Annotated in this window: 18 protein-coding genes and 1 pseudogene; 14 read left to right on the top strand and 5 right to left on the bottom strand. The window is 55.4% G+C overall.

The genetic code is table 11. The features are described from left to right. Positions 1 to 86: 86 nt before the first annotated feature. Positions 87 to 2,249 carry a HelD family protein gene (locus ACZF99_RS18800; RefSeq protein ID WP_483606596.1) on the top strand — a complete coding sequence of 721 codons (2,163 nt, stop codon included), beginning with the start codon at positions 87 to 89 and terminating at the stop codon, positions 2,247 to 2,249. Between the two features lie 288 nt (positions 2,250 to 2,537). Here ACZF99_RS18800 and ACZF99_RS18795 read toward each other — a convergent pair whose 3' ends face one another. Both ACZF99_RS18795 and ACZF99_RS18790 read right to left on the bottom strand, forming a co-directional pair. After that, positions 2,538 to 3,458 (bottom strand): HNH endonuclease, encoded by a 921-nt coding sequence (locus ACZF99_RS18795; RefSeq protein WP_483606595.1) that lies wholly within the window; start codon positions 3,456 to 3,458, stop codon positions 2,538 to 2,540. Between the two features lie 140 nt (positions 3,459 to 3,598). Further along, positions 3,599 to 3,895: a CD3324 family protein gene (locus ACZF99_RS18790; protein ID WP_483606594.1), complete on the bottom strand. Its 297-nt coding sequence runs from the start codon at positions 3,893 to 3,895 to the stop codon at positions 3,599 to 3,601. Positions 3,896 to 4,292: 397 nt separating this feature from the next. Here ACZF99_RS18790 and ACZF99_RS18785 point away from each other — a divergent pair, with 397 nt between their 5' ends. Beyond that, the gene (locus tag ACZF99_RS18785; protein WP_483606593.1) at positions 4,293 to 5,606 is read left to right on the top strand and encodes a replication-associated recombination protein A; all 1,314 of its coding nucleotides are present in this window, start codon (positions 4,293 to 4,295) and stop codon (positions 5,604 to 5,606) included. 88 nt (positions 5,607 to 5,694) lie between these two features. Here the strand turns inward: ACZF99_RS18785 and mnmA are convergent, their stop codons facing one another. Then, on the bottom strand, positions 5,695 to 6,828 hold the full coding sequence (gene mnmA, locus ACZF99_RS18780) for a tRNA 2-thiouridine(34) synthase MnmA (protein ID WP_483606591.1): 1,134 nt from the start codon (positions 6,826 to 6,828) through the stop codon (positions 5,695 to 5,697). A gap of 239 nt (positions 6,829 to 7,067) precedes the next feature. Between mnmA and cymR the strand changes: the two genes are divergently transcribed. Beyond that, positions 7,068 to 7,487: a cysteine metabolism transcriptional regulator CymR gene (gene cymR / locus ACZF99_RS18775; RefSeq protein ID WP_483606590.1), complete on the top strand. Its 420-nt coding sequence runs from the start codon at positions 7,068 to 7,070 to the stop codon at positions 7,485 to 7,487. Positions 7,488 to 7,547: 60 nt separating this feature from the next. Here cymR and ACZF99_RS18770 read toward each other — a convergent pair whose 3' ends face one another. After that, positions 7,548 to 7,754, bottom strand: a complete 207-nt coding sequence (locus tag ACZF99_RS18770; protein WP_483606589.1) for an RNA chaperone Hfq — start codon at positions 7,752 to 7,754, stop codon at positions 7,548 to 7,550. A gap of 134 nt (positions 7,755 to 7,888) precedes the next feature. Between ACZF99_RS18770 and ACZF99_RS18765 the strand changes: the two genes are divergently transcribed. The 4 genes from ACZF99_RS18765 (at position 7,889) to ltrA (ending at position 13,306) form a co-directional block, all read left to right on the top strand. Then, positions 7,889 to 8,482 carry a TetR/AcrR family transcriptional regulator gene (locus ACZF99_RS18765; protein ID WP_483606588.1) on the top strand — a complete coding sequence of 198 codons (594 nt, stop codon included), beginning with the start codon at positions 7,889 to 7,891 and terminating at the stop codon, positions 8,480 to 8,482. Between the two features lie 76 nt (positions 8,483 to 8,558). Next, positions 8,559 to 9,782, top strand: coding sequence for an MFS transporter (locus ACZF99_RS18760; protein WP_483606587.1), 1,224 nt, complete (start codon positions 8,559 to 8,561; stop codon positions 9,780 to 9,782). Positions 9,783 to 9,978: 196 nt separating this feature from the next. Then, the gene (locus tag ACZF99_RS18755) at positions 9,979 to 11,466 is read left to right on the top strand and encodes an IS1182 family transposase (RefSeq protein ID WP_483606586.1); all 1,488 of its coding nucleotides are present in this window, start codon (positions 9,979 to 9,981) and stop codon (positions 11,464 to 11,466) included. Between the two features lie 454 nt (positions 11,467 to 11,920). Beyond that, entirely contained in the window at positions 11,921 to 13,306 is a 1,386-nt protein-coding gene (gene ltrA, locus ACZF99_RS18750) for a group II intron reverse transcriptase/maturase (protein ID WP_483606585.1), read from the top strand. Positions 13,307 to 13,486: 180 nt separating this feature from the next. Here the strand turns inward: ltrA and ACZF99_RS18745 are convergent. Then, positions 13,487 to 13,552, bottom strand: a pseudogene (locus ACZF99_RS18745) (hypothetical protein); the annotation flags it as partial. Positions 13,553 to 13,740: 188 nt separating this feature from the next. Between ACZF99_RS18745 and ACZF99_RS18740 the strand changes: the two are divergent. The 7 genes from ACZF99_RS18740 to ACZF99_RS18710 all read left to right on the top strand — a co-directional run bounded on the left by ACZF99_RS18740 (position 13,741) and on the right by ACZF99_RS18710 (position 21,264). Then, positions 13,741 to 14,892 (top strand): cysteine desulfurase family protein, encoded by a 1,152-nt coding sequence (locus tag ACZF99_RS18740; protein ID WP_483606584.1) that lies wholly within the window; start codon positions 13,741 to 13,743, stop codon positions 14,890 to 14,892. A gap of 98 nt (positions 14,893 to 14,990) precedes the next feature. Beyond that, positions 14,991 to 15,494: a PRC-barrel domain-containing protein gene (locus ACZF99_RS18735; protein WP_483606583.1), complete on the top strand. Its 504-nt coding sequence runs from the start codon at positions 14,991 to 14,993 to the stop codon at positions 15,492 to 15,494. A 32-nt stretch (positions 15,495 to 15,526) separates the two neighbouring features. Continuing rightward, a complete protein-coding gene (locus ACZF99_RS18730; protein ID WP_483612839.1) occupies positions 15,527 to 15,736 on the top strand; it encodes a hypothetical protein in 210 nt (69 codons plus the stop codon). Between the two features lie 247 nt (positions 15,737 to 15,983). Continuing rightward, a complete protein-coding gene (locus ACZF99_RS18725; RefSeq protein WP_483606582.1) occupies positions 15,984 to 17,414 on the top strand; it encodes a PTS mannitol transporter subunit IIBC in 1,431 nt (476 codons plus the stop codon). 80 nt (positions 17,415 to 17,494) lie between these two features. After that, on the top strand, positions 17,495 to 19,618 hold the full coding sequence (locus ACZF99_RS18720; protein ID WP_483606581.1) for a BglG family transcription antiterminator: 2,124 nt from the start codon (positions 17,495 to 17,497) through the stop codon (positions 19,616 to 19,618). 42 nt (positions 19,619 to 19,660) lie between these two features. Beyond that, positions 19,661 to 20,098, top strand: a complete 438-nt coding sequence (locus ACZF99_RS18715) for a PTS mannitol transporter subunit IIA (RefSeq protein ID WP_483606580.1) — start codon at positions 19,661 to 19,663, stop codon at positions 20,096 to 20,098. After that, positions 20,095 to 21,264, top strand: a complete 1,170-nt coding sequence (locus ACZF99_RS18710; RefSeq protein ID WP_483606579.1) for a mannitol-1-phosphate 5-dehydrogenase — start codon at positions 20,095 to 20,097, stop codon at positions 21,262 to 21,264. The genes ACZF99_RS18715 and ACZF99_RS18710 overlap by 4 nt, the downstream gene beginning before the upstream one ends. The last annotated feature ends 550 nt before the right edge of the window (positions 21,265 to 21,814 follow it).

Here is a 21,814-nt window from a genome sequence, read left to right as displayed (position 1 = left end):
GAAAATTCGCTTTTTGGCCCAAAGTAGTGGTATAATGGAAATCCTTTTGACGCTTGGAGTACACAAAACCTTAGGAGGTAACTGAAATGGATGATTTTCAAAGTGCCTATCAAGAAGAGAAGGCGCGGCTCGACCGCACCTTGGATGAGATCGACCGGCAGCTACAGCGGCTGCGTTCGATTCCGGTGTACACCGGGCAGGACTTTACCGAACAACTTCTCGAGGAGAACCGGGAAAACCAGCGAAAGCAGTTGGAGCAGTCGATCCATGAACCCTATTTTGGGCGATTGGATTTCGAGGAGCGGGGAAGAAGAAAAACGCCGCTTTATATCGGCAAGGTCGGCGTAGGCGACCAAGACGGCAAAGACCCCATCGTGATCGATTGGCGCGCGCCGGTGGCCAGCTTGTTCTATTCATTTACCGGCGGGGACGACGCGTCTTATGTGGCGCCTGAGGGCTTGATCGAAGGCTTGGTATATTTGAAGCGGAACAGCGTGATCCGCAAAGGCATTCTGGAGCGGGTGGTGGATACGTATAACCGCGACAGCGACGGTCCGGCCGTATCGGATGAATTCCTCGTTTATCGGCTTGGCGAGAACAAGGACAACCGCCTGCGCGATATCGTCTCGACGATCCAGGCCGAGCAGGACCAAATCATCCGTGCGGCGAAAAATACGGCGCTCATTATTCAAGGCGTGGCCGGCAGCGGGAAAACGACCGTGGCGCTGCATCGGCTGGCTTTTTTGTTGTATCAGTATAAGGAGCAGATTAAAGCGGAGCGTTTGGTTATTTTTGCGCCAAACCATATGTTTATCGACTATATTTCGGAAGTGCTGCCCGAGCTCGGGGTAGGGGATATCCAGCAGAGTACGTTCAGCGATTGGGCGGCCAAGGTGCTCGAGCTGGACGAGGTTCCGTCCGATGGCTCGGAGGCGCTATCGCGTTGGTTTGACGGCGGTACGAAAGACCAAGAGGCGTTGGCCGACGCGGAACTGCCCGGCCGTTTCAAAGGATCGATGGCGTTCAAGGAGATCATCGACGCGGCCTTAGCGAATCTCGAGTCCGGCTGCGTGCCCGAGGACGATTTCGAACCCTGGGAAGGAGCGCGGCTGCCGCGCAAAGAGATCATCGGCTGGTTTGAAGGGGAGTATCGCCATTATCCGGTGGCCCGCCGCAAGGAACGCGTGCTGGCGCGAATTCACCGCTGGATCGAAATGGAGCTGAAGAAGGCGCCATCGGCAGCAGCGCTCAAGGACAGGAAGAAAAAAGCCCAGCAGCGGGAAAAAAGCTATGCGAAAAAATGGCCGGAGCTGACGCCGCTCAGCTTGTACCGCGAGCTGTTCGGCATGCGGAAAGGCGGCGGAACGGAGGGAGTGGCCGATGTCTCGGATCGGATCCCGCGGGGGATTTGGAAGGATACGCTAGCTTACCTGAAGAAAAATGCCGTTAAGGAAGAGGATCTGGCCGCCCTTCTGTACCTGTATACGCTGCTCCACGAAATCGACGGCAATCTGACCTTCGACCACGTCGTGATCGACGAGGCGCAGGACTTTACCCCTTTTCAGGTGCATGTGCTGGACCGCTTTGTGAAGGGCCATTCTTTTACGATTCTCGGAGATTTGTCCCAAGGCATCCATTACTACAAAGGGGTGCGCCATTGGGAGGAGATGAAAGAGCTGTTTCGGCCGGAAGAAACCGCTTTTTTTGCGTTAACGCGCAGCTATCGATCGACGATGGAGATCATCCAATTCGCCAACGAGATTTTGGAGCGGGGCGTAGGCGCGGATTTGCTGGCCGTTCCGGTGTTCCGCAGCGGGGAGCCGGTACGGCTGCTGGAAGCGGATGGCGGGCAGCGGCTGACGCTGATTCGGAAGGCGCTGGACAAGGTGTTGGTCGGTTCCTTCCGCACGGCGGCGGTGTTGACCCGGACGATGCGAGAGGCGGAGGAGCTGCATGCCGCGTTAAGCGAGGTTGGTCTGGAGGCGAACCTGATCAACGGGGAGCTGACGCAATACGCCGGCGGTGTATCGGTACTGCCGGTGTATCTGTCGAAAGGCTTGGAGTTCGATGCCGTGATTGTGACGGACGTCGACCGGGAGCATTACGGGCCAAAGGACGCCAAGCTGCTGTACGTCGGCTGCACCCGGGCGCTGCACGAACTGTGGCTGCTGCATGGGGAGGAGCTGCCGGATTATGTCTCCGGTGATGGGGCGCCGGAGTATGCGGCCAGGATATGCCTGGAAGATTAAGGTTGCCGAGCGAATAAGGGATGGGTTATAGGGAAGCGGCTCCCTTTAAGGCATTCTCCCTTTCGTTCAGGAGAGGAGTCGGTTGCGCTCCGATAAACACGGAATAAGGACCGGGAGCACCTCGGTGCTGAAGGGTATTCGATTTTTCGTATAGATTCAGGGCATACGCCTTTAGGCTGCGCGAATGTGTATGAAATTTCATACACATTCCGCTAAAATCGCCAGAGACGCCCGATTGTACTTGAATTTTGCATAGATCATATTGTGAAGTCATGAACGAGACGGCTATTACAGCGCGTCATCCTGCATAAAGTCGTCCAGCCACCGATCGGCTTTGCTCTGGTTGCACAGGTTGCAGGCGCAAACGCAGTTGACCGGGGTCGTGTGACCGCCCTTGGCTTTGGGCAGCAGGTGGTCGATCGTATCGCCGTATTCGCCGCAGAAGAAACAGGTATAATGATCCCGCGTCAAAATATAATGGCGGAACGCTTTGTTGGTGAATAAACGCCGGATGGTGAACGGGTTCACGACGACCGCCATATGCTCGCGCACGAGCGTGACGGCCAGTTCAAAGTCGATTTCCTGCTGCCAGCGCCGGCCTTTGTCGGTGCGCCCGCGCAGGCGGATCATGCCGTTGCGATTGGGGCGCAGGGTCTGGACATCGGGCCCCTCGACCTTCGGCGGCGGGGCGGGCAGCGCCCGTTTGATCCGCCGCTTGGCCGGCGCGGCGTCGGCGCTTGGCCGGCTCGCGGTAGCCGCCGGCCCCGCATTGGCGGTGCTTGCGCCGTCCTTGACGGCCGCGATCTGGGCCGCGGCCTTTTTGCTGCGGCGCTTGCGCTTGCGTTTGCGCGCCGCCTTGGCCGTGCCGGCGGCGGCGGTGTCCGCGCCCGGCGGCGCGCTTGGCCCGGCCGCGGCTTCGCCAGCGCGGACGCCGCTGCCCGGCGCCGCTGCGGCGGGCGTTGCCGCTGGCGCCGCAAGCGCTGCATCGGCAACGGGCTCGGGGGCCGCAGCCGGCGGCAACGCGGCCTGGGCCCGCTGTTGCTTGCGCTGCGCGCGGCAACTGCGGCAGGCGCCGCGGCGCGAGCCTTTGCCGGAGCGCTTGCCGGTCCGGCGCAGGAATTCGCCCAGCGGCTTCGATTTTCCGCAATAGGCGCATATTTTTACCGCTCTCGCGGAAGTAGAGACATGTTCGGGTTGCTGTTGCGTCAAGGGAGTCACCTCGGTTTGGAATAGGCTGCAAGTAGGATATGATACCATTATACCTGATTCCATACGAATATAGCCAAGACCAGCCGGTCTTGGCTTATGGTTTGTATATGATTCGTCATTGGATGATCCCCCATTGCCGGTTACTCGGTCACGGCTGAGGGTTGTCTTAGGGTGCGCATCTTGGTCAATATCTTACGGATGCTCTCATCGGATAGGTGAAATCTTCCGGCCAAATCCCGTACGGAGCTCCCGGCCCGGTACAGGCGAAAAATCTCTTCGTTCCGCTTGGCGATGGAGATGCGGGAACCGCTCAATTCCCCCCACAGCGCCCTCGACCGTTCCGGTTTGGGAATGTACAGCAGCTCACCTTGAATATAGGTTTGGAGCTCCTGCAACAACCTAGGGGGAAGAACATCCTTTCCATTCTTGTAATTCACGATCATGTACCTCCTTGTTTCGTGGTCCGTCCTTGATAACATTTGCAACAGAAGTCAACATGGTCGCATCCCCCTTTCGGTTTAGTATTTGAACGCAATACAAAATCTGGTTTTACTGGATCTATCTTAACACAGTCGTCGTCAAACATAAATAAGGGAGGCTGTTCCCAGCCCCCCGCTAATTGCGGCGCCGCTTACGCGGCAGCCACCTCACTCACTGAAATCACTTCGATCAGCCCCCTTTCCCGTGATTCGTCGGCCCGACATCTATATTAACTCACATTTCCCGCCGCGGGGAAAGCGAAAGAACGATTATAAGTGTTTTTTACGCAGGTATGCTAGAATAAGTTTGGTATCATTCCATTATCATGCTAACGATCAAGGAAGTGACTTGAAGGTGGATTTGTTTTCCTACAATCAGGAGCAAAGCCCGGCGGGGCGGCTGCTGGCCGACCGGATGCGGCCGACCTCGCTGGATGAATATATCGGGCAGGAGCATATCGTCGGTCCGGGGAAGCTGCTGCGGCGGGCGATCGAAGCCGACCAGGTATCCTCAATCTTGCTTTATGGCCCTCCCGGCTGCGGCAAAACGACGCTCGCGCACATTATTTCCAATCATACGAAAGCGGAATTCGTTCGCTTGAACGCGGTTGACGCCTCAGTGAAGGATGTCCGCGAGGTCATTGAGAAGGCGCAGAACGACAAAGCTTTCTACGGCACGAAAACGATCCTGTTCCTGGACGAGGTGCATCGTTTCAACAGCTCGAGACAGGACGCCCTGCTGCCGGCGGTGGAAAAAGGCACGATCATCTTCATCGGCGCGACGACGGAAAATCCGTTCCATTACGTCAACGGCGCCTTGATGAGTCGTTCCACCTTATTCCAATTGGAATCTTTGACGAAAGAGCATTCGCTGATCGCGATGCGGCGGGCCTTGGAGGATAAGGAGAAGGGGCTAGGCTTCATGCCGCTCCAGGCCGACGAAGAAGCGCTTCTGCACATCGCCGCGATGGCCAACGGCGACATTCGTCGCGCGCTGAACGCCCTGGAGCTGGCGGCAATGACCACACCGCCGCAACCGGACGGCACGGTGCACCTCACGCTGGAAGTGGCCGAAGAGTCGATCCGGCGGCCGCTGGTCAAAGCGGACGAATCGACGCAGTATGATGTCTTGTCCGCGTTCCACAAGTCCATTCGCGGCTCCAGCGATGCCGCAGTGTTTTGGTTTCTGTACGCCGTGGAGAAGCTCGGGATGGATCCGATGACCTTTATCCGCCGGCTGATTGCGGCCAGCAGCGAGGACATCGGGCTGGCGAATCCGCAGGCGATGGTGCAAGCGGTCAGCGCTCTGGACGCCTACCGCAACAACGGTTGGCCCGAAGCGAAGCTGAACGTCGTGCAGGCGATTCTGTTCGCGGTCGAAAGCCCGAAATCGAACGGCGTCGTGGAGGCGATCGGAAACGCCATGGCGGCCATCGAAGAGGTCAAATCCGCGGAGGTGCCGCTGCATCTGCGCGATACCCACTATAAAGGAGCGGTAAAGCTCGGGCACGAAGGCTATAAATATCCGCATGACTACCCCGGTCATTACGTGCAGCAGGAATATTTGCCGAAGCGCCTGGCCAGCCGAACGTTTTATCATGCCACGGAGCAGGGGAACGAAGCGAAAATCAAGCATAATCAGGAACTGCGGCGCCGAAACGGCAAGTAACCGGAGCGCAAAGAGCCCCGACTATTTAACGTCAAAAAAGCGGGAGTCCCGCGTCAAGATGACGCCGTAACTCCCGCTTTATTTTTGCTTAGGCTTGCGCCGCCGCAGCCTCCGCCCGCAGTTTTGCCGGGGCTTCGATCGTGCCGCCGCCGAGGCATTCCTCGCCTTGGTAGAACACGACGGCTTGGCCCGGGGTGATCGCCTTTTGCGGCTGATCGAACGCCACGTGCACGGTGCCGTCCGGCCGCTTCGTCAGCGTCACGCCTTGATCGGGCTGGCGGTACCGGAACTTTGCCGTGCAGTGGAACGGTCCTTCCGGCAGCTTGTCGGCTCCCGCGATCCAATTGACGCCGGAAGCGATCAGCGACGTCGAGTACAAGCTTGGGTGCTTATCGCCTTGCACGACGTACAAAATGTTGCGCTCCAGGTCCTTGTCGGCAACGAACCACGGTTCGCCGGTGCCGGAGCCGCCGATGCCAAGGCCTTGCCGTTGGCCCAGCGTATAGTACATCAGGCCGTCGTGGCGGCCTTTGACTTCGCCGGTGACGATGTCGACCATTTCGCCGGATTTGGCCGGCAGGTAGTTGCTTAAGAATTCCTTGAAATTGCGTTCCCCGATAAAGCAGACGCCGGTGCTGTCTTTCTTCTTGGCCGTGTATAAGCCGGCTTCTTCGGCGATCCGCCGTACCTCCGGTTTCGGGAGATGGCCGATCGGGAACATCGCTTTGGACAATTGCTCCTGATTCAGGGCATTGAGGAAATAGGTTTGATCCTTGTTGTTGTCGACGCCTCGCAGCAGCTTGTACGCCCCGTTCTCTTCCACCACCCGAGCGTAGTGCCCGGTCGCAACGTAATCCGCGCCGAGATCCAGCGCTTTGTTCAGGAATTCGCCAAACTTGATTTCCCGGTTGCACATCACGTCGGGATTCGGCGTCCGGCCCCGCTTATATTCCTCGAGGAAATAGGCAAATACTTTATCGTAATATTGCTTCTCGAAGTTCACGGTGTAATAAGGGATATCGATTTGCTCGCAGACGCGGCGCACATCTTCGGCATCCGCTTCGGCCGTGCAATAGCCGAATTCGTCGGTATCGTCCCAGTTTTTCATAAATATGCCGATGACGTCGTAGCCCTGCTGCTTCAGCAGGAGCGCGGTCACCGAGGAATCGACGCCGCCGGACATGCCGACGACGACGCGTGTTTCACTAATGGGCTTTGCCATGATCATCACTCCTTTGAGCGGCGTTCGCTCGCCGTTTATTGTACCATAATCGTTGCTTTATTTTCCAAAACACATATGATATGTTACGATAAGCACAGGGTAAAGATAGGAATAGGGAGGAATTCCCGGATTTGGGCGCTGCTGCCGCGGAAGAACGCGGTTTATCGCCCGAGACTGTCTTTCATGGATCAATGTACAATTATATAAAGTTTATTTGAAAATTGAAAGAGGTGCCTTCTTTGAAGATTTCCACAAAAGGACGTTACGGATTGACGATTATGATGGAGCTGGCCGCCAAATTCGGCGAAGGGCCGACTTCCCTAAAAAGCATCGCCGAGAAAAACCAATTGTCCGAGCATTATCTGGAGCAACTGATCGCGCCGCTGCGGAACGCCGGTCTGGTGAAAAGCGTGCGCGGAGCTTACGGCGGTTATATTCTTTCCAAAGATGCAAGCGAAATTACGGCGGGAGACATCATCCGCGTGTTGGAAGGGCCGATTTCTCCGGTAGATTTTACCGAAGAGGACGATCCGGCGAAACGCGATCTGTGGCTGCGCATCCGCGACAGCATCGCCGAAGTGCTGGACTCGACAACGCTGGAGAACTTGATCAACTATGAAGAACATGGCTTGAAGGAAAATTATATGTTCTACATCTAAAGGACAAGGGCTCCGTTTGGAGCCCTTGTTTTCCCATTATAACAGCATCTTCTTTTCGCTTTATTTTCCGGAGCGGATTGTGGATAGCGCACTTTTATAAATCAGATTCTGCATTCCGTTTTGAGTGCGAATCAGAACGGAATATTTATCGTGGGCTTGAATGGTACCTCTGATCTGCACGCCGTTAACAGTAATGATCGTACAGTCAACCTGACTCTGCATCAATTGATTGAGTTGCTCCTCTTGCCCGAACGGACCTTCATTCATGGTTTATCCCTCTCTCTTTTTAAGGATTTGAAATATTACCCTTTTAGTATAACATACGCTCCATCGGTTTGATCTTTGCTTCGTTTTTTGTTATGATACAAAACGAACGTTCAGTATAGATTGGAGTGTTTCCGATGAACAAAAAGCTGCAGCAAAGCCTGGAGACAAAAAAACGAATCGTCGGCGCGGCCAAGGAACTGATTTTAAAAAAAGGCTACAAGGCGACTTCTATTGAGGATATCGTAAAGGCAACTGGAAGCAGCAAAGGGAACATCTACTATCATTTTAAGAGCAAGGAAGGCTTATTCCTGCACCTGATCGAAGAGTGGGACACGGAATGGGAACAGCGCTGGAGGGAAAAGGAAGCTTCCTACCCTACGGCGACGGATAAACTATACGGGATGGTTGAGCAACTGGCGCTCGATGAATTGGATCACCCCATGTCAAAGGCGATGGATGAATTTATGAACGACGAAAGCTTGGCTGATGATGTTCGGGTGAAAATCGCCGAAATCTTTGCCAATCATTTTGCCTTCAACAAGCAGCTGTTGGAGGAGGGCATCATCGCAGGGGAATTCGCGCAGGGCGACGCCGAAACCCTCTCCGTCGTGCTGGAAAGCCTGCTGGTAGGGTTGAGTCAAATGACGCGGCTCGTTAGGTTCGAAGACGTCCTGCATTTGTACCGCGCGGCGATGGCCGTATTTTTGAACGGAATTGTTCCTAAGTAGTTTTTGCTTATGAATACAAACTGAATGTTCAGTATATAAAAATAGATTTTTTTATTCTCATGTGGAGGAAACCATTATGTCTTTATTACTTCGTAACAACGGGGCCATTCTGTTGCTTATGATCAATATCTTCCTCGTTTTTACGGGGATCGGGCTCGTCGTTCCGATCATGCCGACCTATATGACGGAGCTTAACATCAGCGGCAGCATGGTCGGCATGCTGGTCGCCGCGTTTTCGCTGACGCAGTTGCTGTTCTCGCCGCTGGCTGGCCGTTTATCGGATTCGCTGGGCCGAAAAAAAATCATCGTCTCCGGAATGGTCGTCTTCGCCTTGTCGGAGTGGCTCTTCGGGACGGTAAGTTCACCGGCGCCGTTGTTTGCGGCGAGAATGCTGGGAGGCGTCGGCGCCGCGCTCATCATGCCGGCCGTCATGGCTTATGCGGCCGACGTTACTTCGGGTGAGGAAAGAGCCAAAGGCATGGGGCTGATCAACGCCTCCATTACCACCGGTTTTATTATTGGTCCGGGGATCGGCGGTTTTATTGCCGAATTCGGAATTCGCGTCCCGTTTTATGCCGCGGCGGCGGCAGGGGTGATCGCTGCCGTGATTACGAGCATTTTGTTGCCGGAATCGCTGAAGCTCACAAGCCGGCGGCCGGAGACGGAAGCGGCGGTTATGCCAAAACCGAAACGGGAGAGCCTAATCGTCCAGTTGGCCCGCTCGTACCGGGAGCCCTATTTTATCAGTCTGATTACTGTCTTTGTCTTGTCGTTTGGTTTGGCGAATTATGAGACGGTCTTCGGCCTGTTCGTCGACCATAAATTCGGCTTCACGCCGAAGGATATCGCCATGATCATCACGTTCGGCTCGATTTCCGGCGCCGTCGTGCAGGCGACGGTCTTCGGCTCCATCCTCAACCGCTTCGGGGAGAAGCGGGTCATTTCCGTCAGTTTGATCACGGCCGGGTTGTGCATCCTGTTGACTTTGTTCGTTCATCGCTACTGGCTGATTTTCCTGGTGACCTTCCTGGTGTTTTTGTCCATCGACATTTTGCGGCCGGCAGTCGGTACGCAATTGTCCCGAATGGCCGGAGATCAGCAGGGCTATGTCGCCGGTCTTAACTCGGCCTATACCAGTCTCGGCAATATCGCGGGTCCGCTCGTCGCCGGCTTTTTGTTCGACATCGATATCCGTTATCCGTACATCTCCGCCGCGGCCGTCCTGATTCTTTGTTTCGTGTTGGCCATCAGGGCAGGCTCTCCGCGGGCTTCGGCCGCGGCGCGGCAGGCGGAATATTAAAAAAAGGGAGACTGCCGAGGCAGCCTCCCGAGGGAATAAGCCGTTCGTTGCATGATCCGATTGGCTTTTGTCGCTTCAGCCTGCTCTACGGAGAGCCCTGCAAAACGAATACAGTTTCTGTAAAAAGCAACCCAGTACCCCTTCGGTGCTGGGTTTGCTGTATACTGGAAGAAAAAGAGAAGCGAGTTGAGCCGTTTTGCTGCAGCCAGCCAGACAACTAACCGCATCATTCCATGCGGAGCTATATCAGCTTGTGCCGGAAGACCATCTGCTTCGCAAGATCGATGCTGCGGTGGATTTCGGATTTGTATACGAACTAGTGGAGGATTCCTACTGCAAGTATTACGGCAGACCGGCAAACGAGCCGGAACTGTTGTTTCGACTGCTGTTCTTACAGATCCTGTACAACCTCTCGGATGAGCGAATGATTCAGGAAGCTGAGGTGAATCTGGCTTACAAGTGGTTTCTCGGGATCAATCCGGAGGATCCGCTGCCAGACGCCTCCCAGCTGTCGCGGTTTCGTAATCACCGGCTAGGAGCAAGTCAGGTCGAAGACGTACTGAAGCATGTGGTCAGTCAATGCATTGAGCAAGGCTTAGTCAAAAGCAAAACCATTATCCTGGATGCCACGCATACACGGGCCGGCAGCCCAAAACAAAAGCCGTTCGACGTGCTGCGTGACGCGGCCAAGCGTCTGTTTCGCGTCGTAGTCAAACGCCACCCCAAGTTGGAGAAGAAACTACCTAAGCTGCCCTCCGTTAAAAGCGAAGATACGGAAGCGGAGAAAACCATGCTGACCTACTTGGCGCAACTGGGAGAGACCGTGGAGGAACTGCTTCCGGACCATGAAGGAGCGGTGAGTGAGAAACTGGGCATCGCCAAACAAATCATCGAGGATGAGCGACTCCTCTCACAAAAGGGGATTCTCTCCGCCATCGACCCGGATGCACGTTTCGGCTGGAAGAGTAGTAGCAAATCGTTCTTTGGCTACAAAGAACATATCGCCATGACGGAGGAAGAGATCATTACCGCGCTGGAGGTAACACCGGGAAGCACTGACGACGGCAAGCAATTACCGGCATTGCTCGAACAAACCACAGCAAACGGTGTAACCGTAAACGAAATCATTGCGGATACCGCCTATTCGGGCAAGGATAATCTGGCGAGAATGAAAAAGGAAACCATATCGCCTGTCGTGCCCTTAAACCCAATTGTCCACGAAGGGGGCGAGCGTCAAGAAGGATTCGAGTATAACAAGGATGCCGATTTCGTCGTTTGTCCGGCCGGTGAGCGAAGCAAACGGAAGGCGATTCAAGGCAGCAAGACCAGCGGAGAGAGCCGATCACTCGTCTTTTACTTTGACGTCGAGATATGCAAAACCTGTCCGCTGCGCGAAGGATGCTACAAGCCGGGCGCCAAGAGTAAGACTTACTCGATTCGGATCATCGCCGAACATTATAAGGAACAGATCGAGTTCGAGTTCAGTGATACGTTCAAGGAACGAATCAAGCGCAGACCGATCATTGAACACAAGAACGCGGAAATGAAGAGATTCCACGGTATGGATACAGCCAGGTACCGGGGTCTCTTCCGCATGCGAATACAAGCCTACCTCACCGCGTTTGTGGTAAACGTAAAACGGATGGTGAAGTTAAAAGAGCAAAAGCAGCCCATCCTCGGGTGAGGATGAAGCTGCTTTTTCCGTGTGCGCCCGGCATGGGCGATAACTAGGCGGTGAAAGTCCGCTACAGGCTTGGCAGTAGGAACTGTTAGCTGAAGGCAAGGGTGTCGGTCGCGAGGCCGAATCTGAAGGAAGCCGGAGGCAAACCCTCGGTCTGACGAACAGAAATCACATATAAGGCATGATGAGACGGACGAGCTTGCACGTCAAAGTAAAGTCCAATACTGCCCGAATCTCATCATGTAGATGTGGCAGATGGATGAGGGGAAAGTTATCGCCCTTACCCGGGGAGGTCTCACAGACGTGGAGTAGGAAGAAAAAAAAAAAAAAATCCGAAACATGGAGTAAAGCTTGCTGTGAGAAGTCAGCAGACGCCATAGTACGCTTGCCGCGACGGCGAGCGGAAGGGCTGAACAATCGTAAGTCTTGAGTACAGACCGAAAGGAGAGTCGACGCGATGAAAGCAGAATACCGAAAGGGCTGCCGGCAAAGAGATAGCGTGGAACGCGAAGGGTATGCAGGAGTGCGGAGCATCGAAGCTCGGGAAGGTAGAGAAAGAGACGGTGCAACCGAACTGATGGAACGCATCCTGGACAGAGAGAATCTGAACCGAGCGTACAAACAGGTCAAGCGCAACCACGGAGCGCCCGGAATCGATGGGATGACTGTCGAAGCGGCACTGCCATGGCTGCGTGAAAACAGAGAGGAACTCCTACAAAGTATCCGGAATGGAAGTTATCGACCGAGCCCGGTACGGCGAAAGGAAATCCCCAAACCAGATGGAAGCGGCGTGCGAAAGCTAGGCATTCCGACGGTCGTAGATCGGGTGATTCAGCAAGCCATCGCTCAAGAGCTGCAACCCTTGTTCGAGCCGCGCTTCTCGGAAGGCAGTTACGGCTACCGCCCGGGGCGAAGCGCGCAGCAAGCCATTCGAAAAGTAAAAGCGTATGCGGAGCAGGGCTATGGACAAGCGGTCGAAATTGACCTGTCAAAATACTTCGATACGCTGAACCACGAGCTTCTGTTGAATCTCTTGCGCAAACAAATCCAGGACAAACGCGTCATTGATCTGATCAAGAAGTACCTGAAAAGCGGAGTCATGGAGAACGGCGTGTGCCGGGCAACGGAGGAAGGTTCTCCCCAGGGCGGCCCGTTGTCCCCGCTGTTGGCCAACATCTACCTGAACGAATTTGATCAGGAGATGGAAAGCCGAGGCGTGAGGGTCATCCGCTATGCGGATGACATCGTGGTATTGGCGAAGAGCAAACGAGCAGCCATACGGCTGCTGGAATCGAGCCGGACCTATTTGGAACAGAAGCTAAAGCTTCAAATGAACACGCAGAAGAGCAAGGTCGTCAGTGTTGTGGCGCAGAAGCACTTCAAATTCCTCGGATTTGCCTTGGGGAAGAACGGAAGGGGCATATACGTACGCGTACATCGTCAAGCGCTGACCAAGGCGAAGAAGAAGCTGAAAGAGCTAACGGGTCGAAGCCAAGGCAGGAATGCGCGGCAGGTGATGGAAAACGTAAAGGTCTACATTCGCGGATGGATCGGCTATTTCTACGTAGCGGATATGAAGCGGATTCTGCAAAACTGGAATGAATGGCTGCGAAGACGGATGCGGATGTACATCTGGAAACAGTGGAAGAGACCGAAAACGAAGGTGCAAAACCTGCGCAAGCTGGGGGTGCCGAAGTGGCAGGCCTACCAATGGGGGAACACAAGGCTGGGCTACTGGCGAATAGCCGGAAGCGCAGTATTGAATCGCTCTGTAACAAACGAAAGGCTCGCACAGGCGGGTTATTATGACTTCCCTGCCCAATACGAGCGTCTACGTCAATAGCACTCAATGCGATTGAACCGCCGTGTACCGAACGGTATGCACGGTGGTGTGGAAGGTCGGCTACTCAATTAATGGGTAGCCTCCTATCCGATTTTATCGAATTTATTTTCCAGTTCCGAGCCCCCAATAACCTAGAAACGAGGCTTTTGCAGGGCTCTCTCTACGGCAGGCTTTTTTTCGTTAAACAAGTCCTTTGTCCATCGCTTTGCATATCAATGCGGCAAACAGGCTGTTGGACCAGGCGAACCATTCCCGGGAAAAATCGGCCGGATTGTCGGGCGGCTAAAGGAAGAAAGGTTCGAAAAATGTCGTATTTCACGCATGAGTAGTTTTTTCGGATAAAATAATATAGAATTAAGTTCGCTCAAAATTTGTTAGGAATATGTCCCACCGTCATCGGCGCGTATTCCCTTAAGTTAAGGTGGCTAAGGAACATGAAGCATATCTATTTGGATCACGCCGCTTCCACGCCGATCCATCCGGACGTCGCGGAAACGATGCTGAAGGTGATGCGGGAGCAACTCGGGAACGCATCCAGCGTTCATTATTACGGCCGGGAGGCGAAGCGTCTGGTGAACGGGGCGCGCGATACGGTCGCGGCTCGGATCGGCTGCCGCCCGGATGAGCTGGTGTTTACCGGCGGGGGGACGGAAAGCGATAACTTGGCTTTGTTCGGCACGGCATCCGCCCGCAAAGCGGACGGCCGCCATATCATCACGACCGCGATCGAGCACCATGCGGTGTTGCATTCTTGCGAACGCTTGGAGAAGGATGGGTTCGAGGTGACCTATTTGCCGGTGGACCGTCATGGCCGGGTGCATCCGGATCAGGTGCGGGAAGCGATGCGTCCCGATACGATCCTGATCAGCGTGATGTACGGCAATAACGAGGTCGGAACGATTCAACCGATTGCCGAAATCGGCGCCATCGCCAAGGAGCGGGGGATCGTCTTTCACGTGGACGCCGTGCAGGCGCTCGGCGCGCTGCCGATTTCCTGCCGCGACCTGCCGATCGACCTGATGAGCTTCTCTTCGCATAAAATCAACGGCCCCCAAGGCGTCGGGGCATTATATGTACGGAAGGATCTGCTGCTGGAGCCGATCCAGCACGGCGGGCTGCAGGAGAGAAAACGCCGCGCCGGTACGGAAAACATGGCCGGTATTGCCGGGTTTGCCAAAGCGGTCGAATTGGCCGCGGCGGAGCGGGAGGCCCGAGCCGCGCACGATCAGTTGCTGATTCGGGAGCTGCTGCTCGCTTTGGAACAGCGGATTACCCGCGAAGCCTTCCACGTGAATGGCCACCCGACCGATCGGTTGCCGCATATCGTCAACCTCAGCTTTCCGGAAGTCGATTCGGAGACGATGCTGATGAATTTGGATATGGAAGGCATTGCGGCCTCGAGCGGCTCAGCCTGCACTTCAGGATCGTTGGAGCCTTCGCATGTGCTGGAAGCCATGCACCTTCCGGCAAGTTTTTTGCGTTCGGCGATTCGTTTTAGCGTAGGAATGGGTAATACTAGGGAAGAAATGACCGAAACTGCCGAAAAAATTGGAACCATCCTGGAACGTCTCCGTAGAAGAAAATAATAGGCACCTTTTTGGGGTCAAACCAGCTTTTGCGGAGGGGAGGTCAAGCGTTTTTCGGCGCAGTGCGAAATGCCCAAACAGGGAGTGTCCTTTACAACATGAGAATGCAGGAAATGATCGGCCTGACCGTCTACGATGTGGAGCATGGCAAGCAGGTCGGGAAAGTCATAGATATCATCTTGAACCACGATTGGTCGATCGTCGGCATCCAGCTGGAGAACCGTTTGTTTTGGAATTCCGGCGTCAAAACGGTGCGATGGGACGATATCGTGGCCTACGGCGAAGACGCCGTGATGATTCGCAATCACCAGGCTGTCCGCAAATGGGGAGCCGAGAACATACAGAACACCTTTTTAACGGGAAACGGGAAATTGAAAGAGCTGCCTGTCCTGACCGAGGACGGAATTCGTCTGGGCCATGTGACGGATGTTTATTTTGAACATGAATTGGGAAACACAATTACTGGAATTGAAATTAGCGACGGGTTTTTCACCGATCTGATGGAGGGGCGCAAGCTCCTGCCTTTTATGCCGGAAATGGCCCGAGGGGAAAACGTAATCATGGTGCCCCCAGGCAGCGAACAACTGCTTGAAAAGCCGTGAATTTTTGTGGATGGATAGGTGATGGTTTGATGATGAAATGTCCAAACTGCAATTCCAAGGATATCGGAAAAATCGGCACCCATCAGTTCTACTGCTGGGGTTGCTTTATCGAACTGACGGTGAACGGCGACAAAATGTCCGTGTATCAAGTCGAGGAAGACGGAACGCTCAGTTCGCTGGACGATCTGTTCTTCGGAGAGGAAATGGTGCAGGATTTCCCGCAAATGCATGCTTCCCCGTAACATTATATTCCGGCCAGGCTGCGGAAATGCAGAAGCTGTCCCCTCTTTTTCAGCGCGAGGGGGCGGCTTTTTTTTGCCTGCGGAGAATCGCTCTTCAAATGTTGTCAACAATAATCATGACGAAACCGTGTTTTGATTTGATTGAGAAAGAAAGCGCTTTGAATTAGGATGGGGTTAGAAACACGGGAGTCAATCTGTCAAGGTTATTGATGGTCCGTACATCATCATATCAAGGGGGTTTCTCTATATGGCAACGAAAGAACAGACGGCAGGCGTCGGCGGTGTCCGGGTCAGAGTCCAGCAGTTCGGCCGTGCGCTTAGCGGTATGGTTATGCCGAATATCGGCGCGTTTATCGCCTGGGGGTTAATTACTGCGTTATTCATTCCGACCGGCTGGATTCCGAATGAGTATCTCGGCAAGCTGGTCGATCCGATGATCAAATATTTGTTGCCGCTTCTGATCGGTTACACCGGCGGAAATATGATACACGGCAAACGCGGCGCTGTAACGGCGGCGATTGTGACGATGGGGGTCATCGTCGGCAGCGACATTCCGATGTTCCTCGGCGCGATGATCGTGGGTCCTTTGTCCGCTTGGGTCATCAAACAGTTCGATAGAGCGGTTGAAGGCAAAATCAGATCCGGTTTCGAAATGCTGGTGAACAACTTCTCGATCGGGATTTTTGGCGGTTTGATGGCGCTCGGAGCTTACTCCGGCATCGGTCCGGTCGTTACGGCCATCAGCAAAGCGTTGTCTTCGGGCGTTGACTTCCTGGTGAACGCGAAATTGCTGCCGCTGGTTAACCTGATCATTGAACCGGGCAAGGTGTTGTTCCTGAACAATGCGATCAACCATGGCGTGATCACGCCGATCGCCTCGGAGGAAGCGCTTCGGGTCGGCAAATCGATGCTCTATATGCTCGAATCCAACCCGGGACCGGGTCTTGGCATTCTGCTTGCCTACTGGCTCGTCGGACGCGGCATGGCGAAGCAGTCCGCACCTGGAGCGGTGGTCATTCATTTCCTGGGCGGGATTCACGAGATCTATTTCCCGTACATCTTGATGAAACCGATTCTGGTTCTGGCGGCCATGGCCGGCGGCGTAGCGGGTACGTTCACGTTCCAATTGACCGGTGCCGGTCTCGTAGGTTCACCTTCGCCGGGCAGTATCTTCGCTTACTTCCTGATGACGCCGAAGGGCGGATATGTGCCGATGTTAAGCGGGGTTATTGTTGCCACGGTCGTTTCCTTCCTTGTCGCTTCGCTGCTGCTCAAAACGGGTAAACAAGACGAAGAGGACATGAACTTGGATGAAGCTTCAGCCAAAATGAAAGAGATGAAAGCCGCAGGTACGAAAAACCAGGCGGCAACACCTGCCGCTGCGGGCGGCGTGCAGAAACAAACGGTCAACAAAATCGTGTTCGCATGCGACGCCGGTATGGGGTCGAGCGCGATGGGCGCATCGGTTCTGCGAAAGAAAATGCAGGATGCGGGCGTGAAGGTAACGGTCGTCAATTCGGCGGTTAGCGAGATCCCAAGCGACGCGGACATCGTGATTACGCAAAAAACGCTGACGGATCGCGCGATTGCGAACAAACCGGACGCCGAGCATATCTCCATTGATAATTTTCTGAAAAGTCCCAAATACGATGAACTGGTCGAACGGCTAAAAGGATAAGCTGCGCCGGTAACGATGCGGGGGCAAAACACTGGCGATCTTCGCCGGTGTTTTGCGTCTATATTAGGGGGAGACTTGATATGAGGAAAATGACCGCGCGACAAAAGCAAATCCTCATCCTCCTGCTCGGACGCAAGAACGGGATGACCGCCGCGGAAATCGCCGCGGAGATCAACGTCAGCGTCAGAACGGTCCACCGGGAACTGGACGAAATTGAAAAAATACTGGCCTATTTCGGTTTGGTCCTGCACCGCAAATCCGGCACCGGCATCTCCGTCTGGAGCAACGCCGCAGACAGCGAGGAAGGCGAGAAGCTGCGGGAGGCCAGGCGATTGTTGCTGGTGGATAAGCCAAGTGATTACTCCGGGGAGGAGCGACAGCTCTTGTTGATCTGCCGGCTGCTGGAGGAGCAGGAGCCGTGCAAGCTGTTTACGTTGGCCCATGGCTTGAAGGTCACGGTCGCGACCATCAGCAGCGATTTGGACGAGGTAGAGCCCTGGGCCCGCCGCTTCGGGCTGGAACTGGTCCGCCGTCGGGGCTACGGTGTGGAACTGATCGGCGATGAACAGGGCAAACGCGCTGCGTTATGCCAATTGGCGGCCGATCACCTGGATTATTCCGATCTGATCGGGGGATCGCCGGAAAGCCAAATTTCCTCGGCGACCGCCAGACTGCTGGAGGTCGTCGGCACAGGTAACCTGATGACGGTGGAAAATACGTTGTGGGCGATGAACTGGTCTTGGACGGAACATTTGTCCGAAAATGCTTATACGCAACTGCTGATCCATCTTTCCGTTACGGTGAACCGGATCAAGGCGGGAAGACTCGTTGGCGGCATAGGCAGCCCCGGCAAGCCGGCTTTCGCCGGGGGCGGCGAGCAGGAGGAAGGTGAAACGGCCCGCTTTGCCCACAGTTTGACCACTAGGCTCGCGCTTGCGTTCCCGCCGGAAGAAATCGCCTATATGAACGGATTGTTCAGCCGGGCTAAAGAGACCTCTCCCGAACTGGTGCAAGCGGATTTGGAGCTGGTCGAAACCGTGTACCGGCTGACGGAGAACGTCGTCAAGCGGACCGGCGTCCCGTTCCAGGAGGACCGCTTGCTGCGCAGCGGCCTGCTTGAGCACATGGGCCCGGCGTTTAAACGGATCCGCGAAGGCTCGCGCATCCGCAACCCGCTGCTTGGCGCCATTCGCAAGGATTACGAGGAATTGTTCGGCATCGTAAGGGAGGCGATGAACGACAGCGCAGCCGGCCTGGACGTGCCTGACGAGGAGATCGGCTTCCTGGTCATGCATTTCGGCGCCTCGATCGAACGGTTGAACCAACTTGGCCGCAACGTGCGGGCTATTCTGGTCTGCTCGAGCGGACTGAGTTCCTCCAAGCTGCTGGCCACGCGGTTGGCCAAGGAAATGCCGCAAATCGAAGTGCTTGGCAACGTCTCTTGGTACGAAGCCAAGCGACTCCCGGAGTCCGATTATGATTTGATTATTTCGACGATCGACCTGCCGCTCGCGGAGGATCGTTACGTCAAGTTGAGTCCGCTGCTCACGGACGAGGACAGCCAACGACTGCTCGAGTACGTTCAGCAGACGACGCTGAAGTCGCGCAAGCCCGCTTCCGAGCCGGACTCGGCCCAAACCAGAGCCTTCGACAAAGTCCGGTCGTTGTCGATGGCGCTGAACGAAGTCGTCAGCTTGCTGGAGCAATTTGTCGTGAGTCCCCTGGATAACCGGGGATTCTCGCTGCGGGAGACGGTGACGGCGGCGCTGGAGGAAATGAACCGGTCGTTCGTTCCGCCTTCCGGCCCCGGGAGCTTCGGGGCGGCAGAGTCCGCCGTTAAGCGAACCGTATCCGATGTGCCGGCCGTCGCCGACCGTTTGCTGGAACGGGAGAAGATGGCCAGCCAGGTCATTCCGGGCACTTCGCTTGCGTTGTTTCATACGCGAACCCGGTTTGTGAATTATCGTTCGCTGGCATTGTTCCGGCTGGAGCAGCCGGTGCTGCTGGACGGCGGCACGCAGGTGGGTGCGCTGCTATTCATGCTCGCGCCGCGCGAGCTGTCGCGCGAGAGCTTGGAGGTGCTCAGCGAAATCAGCGCCCTGCTGCTGAAGCCGGAGCTGGTGGAACTGCTGGAAACGGGAGAACGCCAGGAGATCCGCAATTTTTTGGCGACCGAGCTGTTGGTTTATTTCGAGAAGCTGTAACCAGGGAAGATAGGAAACTCAGTGGAAAGGGAGAGAACAATTATGAAATTACTGTCTAAAGAGAAAATGATATTGAACGGCCAAGCCAACGATAAATACGAGGCCATCCGCATGGCCGGAAAGCTGCTGGTTGACGCCGGCCACGTTACCGAGGAGTATGTCGACAAAATGGTCGAGCGCGAAGAGATCGTCTCCACCTATATGGGCGGCGGTCTGGCGATCCCGCACGGGACGAAGGAAGCGAAGAGCATGATTTCCTCGACCGGGCTGTCGGTCGTTCGCTTCCCGGAAGGCGTGGACTTCGGCGGCGATGAGCCGGCCTTTATTGTTATCGGCATCGCCGCTGCCGGCGGGGACCATATGGAGGTTTTGACCAACGTCGCCATGGTGTTTACCGAGGAATCCAATTTGGAGCGGATCATGAACGCTGCAACGGAAGAGGAAATCGCGGAAATCCTTGAAGGGGGCATGGAAGCATGAAGGCGGTCCATTTTGGCGCAGGCAATATCGGGAGAGGGTTTATCGGCTGGTTGTTATCCCGCTCGGGCTACGAGGTTTGTTTCATCGACGTCAACGAGAAGCTCGTCTCGGAACTGGCGCGGCGCAAGGAATATCCCGTCACGCTGGCCAGCGATCAGCGGGAGACCGTAATTGTAAGCGGCGTGACGGCGATCAACAGCATGAATGACCCCGTGGCCGCCGCCCGGGCGATCGCCGAATCCGATCTGGTCACGACGGCGGTTGGCGTGTCGGTGCTGAAGCATATCGCCGGCACGATCGCCCAAGGCTTGATGTTGCGGAAAACCAATGAAGCTTCGGCCCCTCTGCATGTGATCGCCTGCGAAAACGCCGTCGGCGGCAGTTCGCAGCTCAAGGAGCATGTGTATGCCCAGTTGGACGAGGCGACGCGGCAGTGGGCGGACGGCAACGTGGCCTTCCCCGATGCGGCGGTCGACCGGATCGTTCCGCTGCAGCAACATGAGGACCCGCTGCAGGTCGTGGTTGAGCCTTTTTATGAGTGGGCCATCGACCAATCGCAAATGTTCGACGGCTTCCGCCGGGTGGAAGGCGTTCACTACGTCGATCGCTTGGAGCCATATATCGAACGCAAATTGTTTACCGTAAATACCGGCCATTGCTCGGCCGCTTACATGGGATACCTGCAGGGCCATGCCACGATTCAGGAAGCCATGAACGACGAAAAGGTCGTTGGTCATGTGCGCGCCGTTCTCTCGGAGACCGGGGCAGTGCTTGTGGCGAAGCATGGATTTTCGCCGGCCGAGCATCAGGCATACATCGATACGATTCTGGAGCGCTTCGCCAATCCGGCGCTGACGGACGAGGTTTCGCGGGTCGGCCGTTCGCCGATCCGCAAGCTGTCCGCCGGCGACCGGCTGGTCTCCCCGGCGACGCAGGCGTATGAACGGGAGTTTGGCTACGGATACCTGGCGCTGACGATGGCGATGGCGCTCCGGTTCGATGCTCCGGACGATCCGGAAGCCGCGGAACTGCAAGCGTCACTGAGAGAAGCCGGCGCTTCGCGGACCCTGGCCAAATACACCGGCCTTGACGCCGAGCACCCGATCCATCAAGCGGTGCTGGCGCATGATGAGAAGTTGAAGAGCCGGTTAGGCGGCGATAAGTAGGGGATTAGCTTATTCAACGCATGTAAATAATGACCTCGGGCCGTTCTTGTCCGTAAGCTTTGTCACGGATGAGAACGGAAGGAGGACAAGCGGCTCCCAAATGCGGACGTAAACTACCTCTGGTTCGTTATTCACCTGCTTGAAGCTAAATTCTCCGGCTCGCTCCACCGCCGCTAGCGGTGGAGTGGAGTAGCAGCCCGGACGCATCTGAAATACAAGATGCGTTCGGGCTGTTTTGAGTTTGGATCATCGTACGCGCGGCTAACGGACCCAGGAGGCGTTATTGACCAAGAGGTCCGTACTTTTGAATCCTAACGGACTCAGATGACCTTATTCCCGCGAAATTGGCTCTGTTGGCTGCATTTTAACCCCAATAAGGTCGGCTGAGTCCGTTACGCCGGGAAATCTTCGGGAAATGAGCAAATAGCGTCTCTCAGGTCCATTAAGGAGTTGCCTACGGACCCATCGTGCCGAAGAGCGCGAAAAGGCCAGAGGGAGAAAATGATTCTGAAGAAACGCCAGTGGTTGCCTTTGCGAGCGTATAAACATT

The organism is Paenibacillus sp. JL3B1040 (genome assembly GCF_057063165.1).
The sequence above is the reverse complement of the archived record's forward strand: the minus strand, read 5'-3'. Positions and strand labels throughout refer to the sequence as shown.

Coding starts and splice junctions, on each gene's coding strand:
- ltrA (WP_483606585.1), top strand. CDS start 11,921: ATGAAAGCAGAATACCGAAAGGGCTGCCGGCAAAGAGATAGCGTGGAA.
- ACZF99_RS18765 (WP_483606588.1), top strand. CDS start 7,889: ATGAACAAAAAGCTGCAGCAAAGCCTGGAGACAAAAAAACGAATCGTC.
- ACZF99_RS18800 (WP_483606596.1), top strand. CDS start 87: ATGGATGATTTTCAAAGTGCCTATCAAGAAGAGAAGGCGCGGCTCGAC.
- ACZF99_RS18730 (WP_483612839.1), top strand. CDS start 15,527: ATGAAATGTCCAAACTGCAATTCCAAGGATATCGGAAAAATCGGCACC.
- ACZF99_RS18715 (WP_483606580.1), top strand. CDS start 19,661: ATGAAATTACTGTCTAAAGAGAAAATGATATTGAACGGCCAAGCCAAC.
- ACZF99_RS18760 (WP_483606587.1), top strand. CDS start 8,559: ATGTCTTTATTACTTCGTAACAACGGGGCCATTCTGTTGCTTATGATC.
- ACZF99_RS18735 (WP_483606583.1), top strand. CDS start 14,991: ATGAGAATGCAGGAAATGATCGGCCTGACCGTCTACGATGTGGAGCAT.
- ACZF99_RS18770 (WP_483606589.1), bottom strand. CDS start 7,754: ATGAATGAAGGTCCGTTCGGGCAAGAGGAGCAACTCAATCAATTGATG.
- mnmA (WP_483606591.1), bottom strand. CDS start 6,828: ATGGCAAAGCCCATTAGTGAAACACGCGTCGTCGTCGGCATGTCCGGC.
- ACZF99_RS18720 (WP_483606581.1), top strand. CDS start 17,495: ATGAGGAAAATGACCGCGCGACAAAAGCAAATCCTCATCCTCCTGCTC.
- ACZF99_RS18710 (WP_483606579.1), top strand. CDS start 20,095: ATGAAGGCGGTCCATTTTGGCGCAGGCAATATCGGGAGAGGGTTTATC.
- ACZF99_RS18740 (WP_483606584.1), top strand. CDS start 13,741: ATGAAGCATATCTATTTGGATCACGCCGCTTCCACGCCGATCCATCCG.
- ACZF99_RS18725 (WP_483606582.1), top strand. CDS start 15,984: ATGGCAACGAAAGAACAGACGGCAGGCGTCGGCGGTGTCCGGGTCAGA.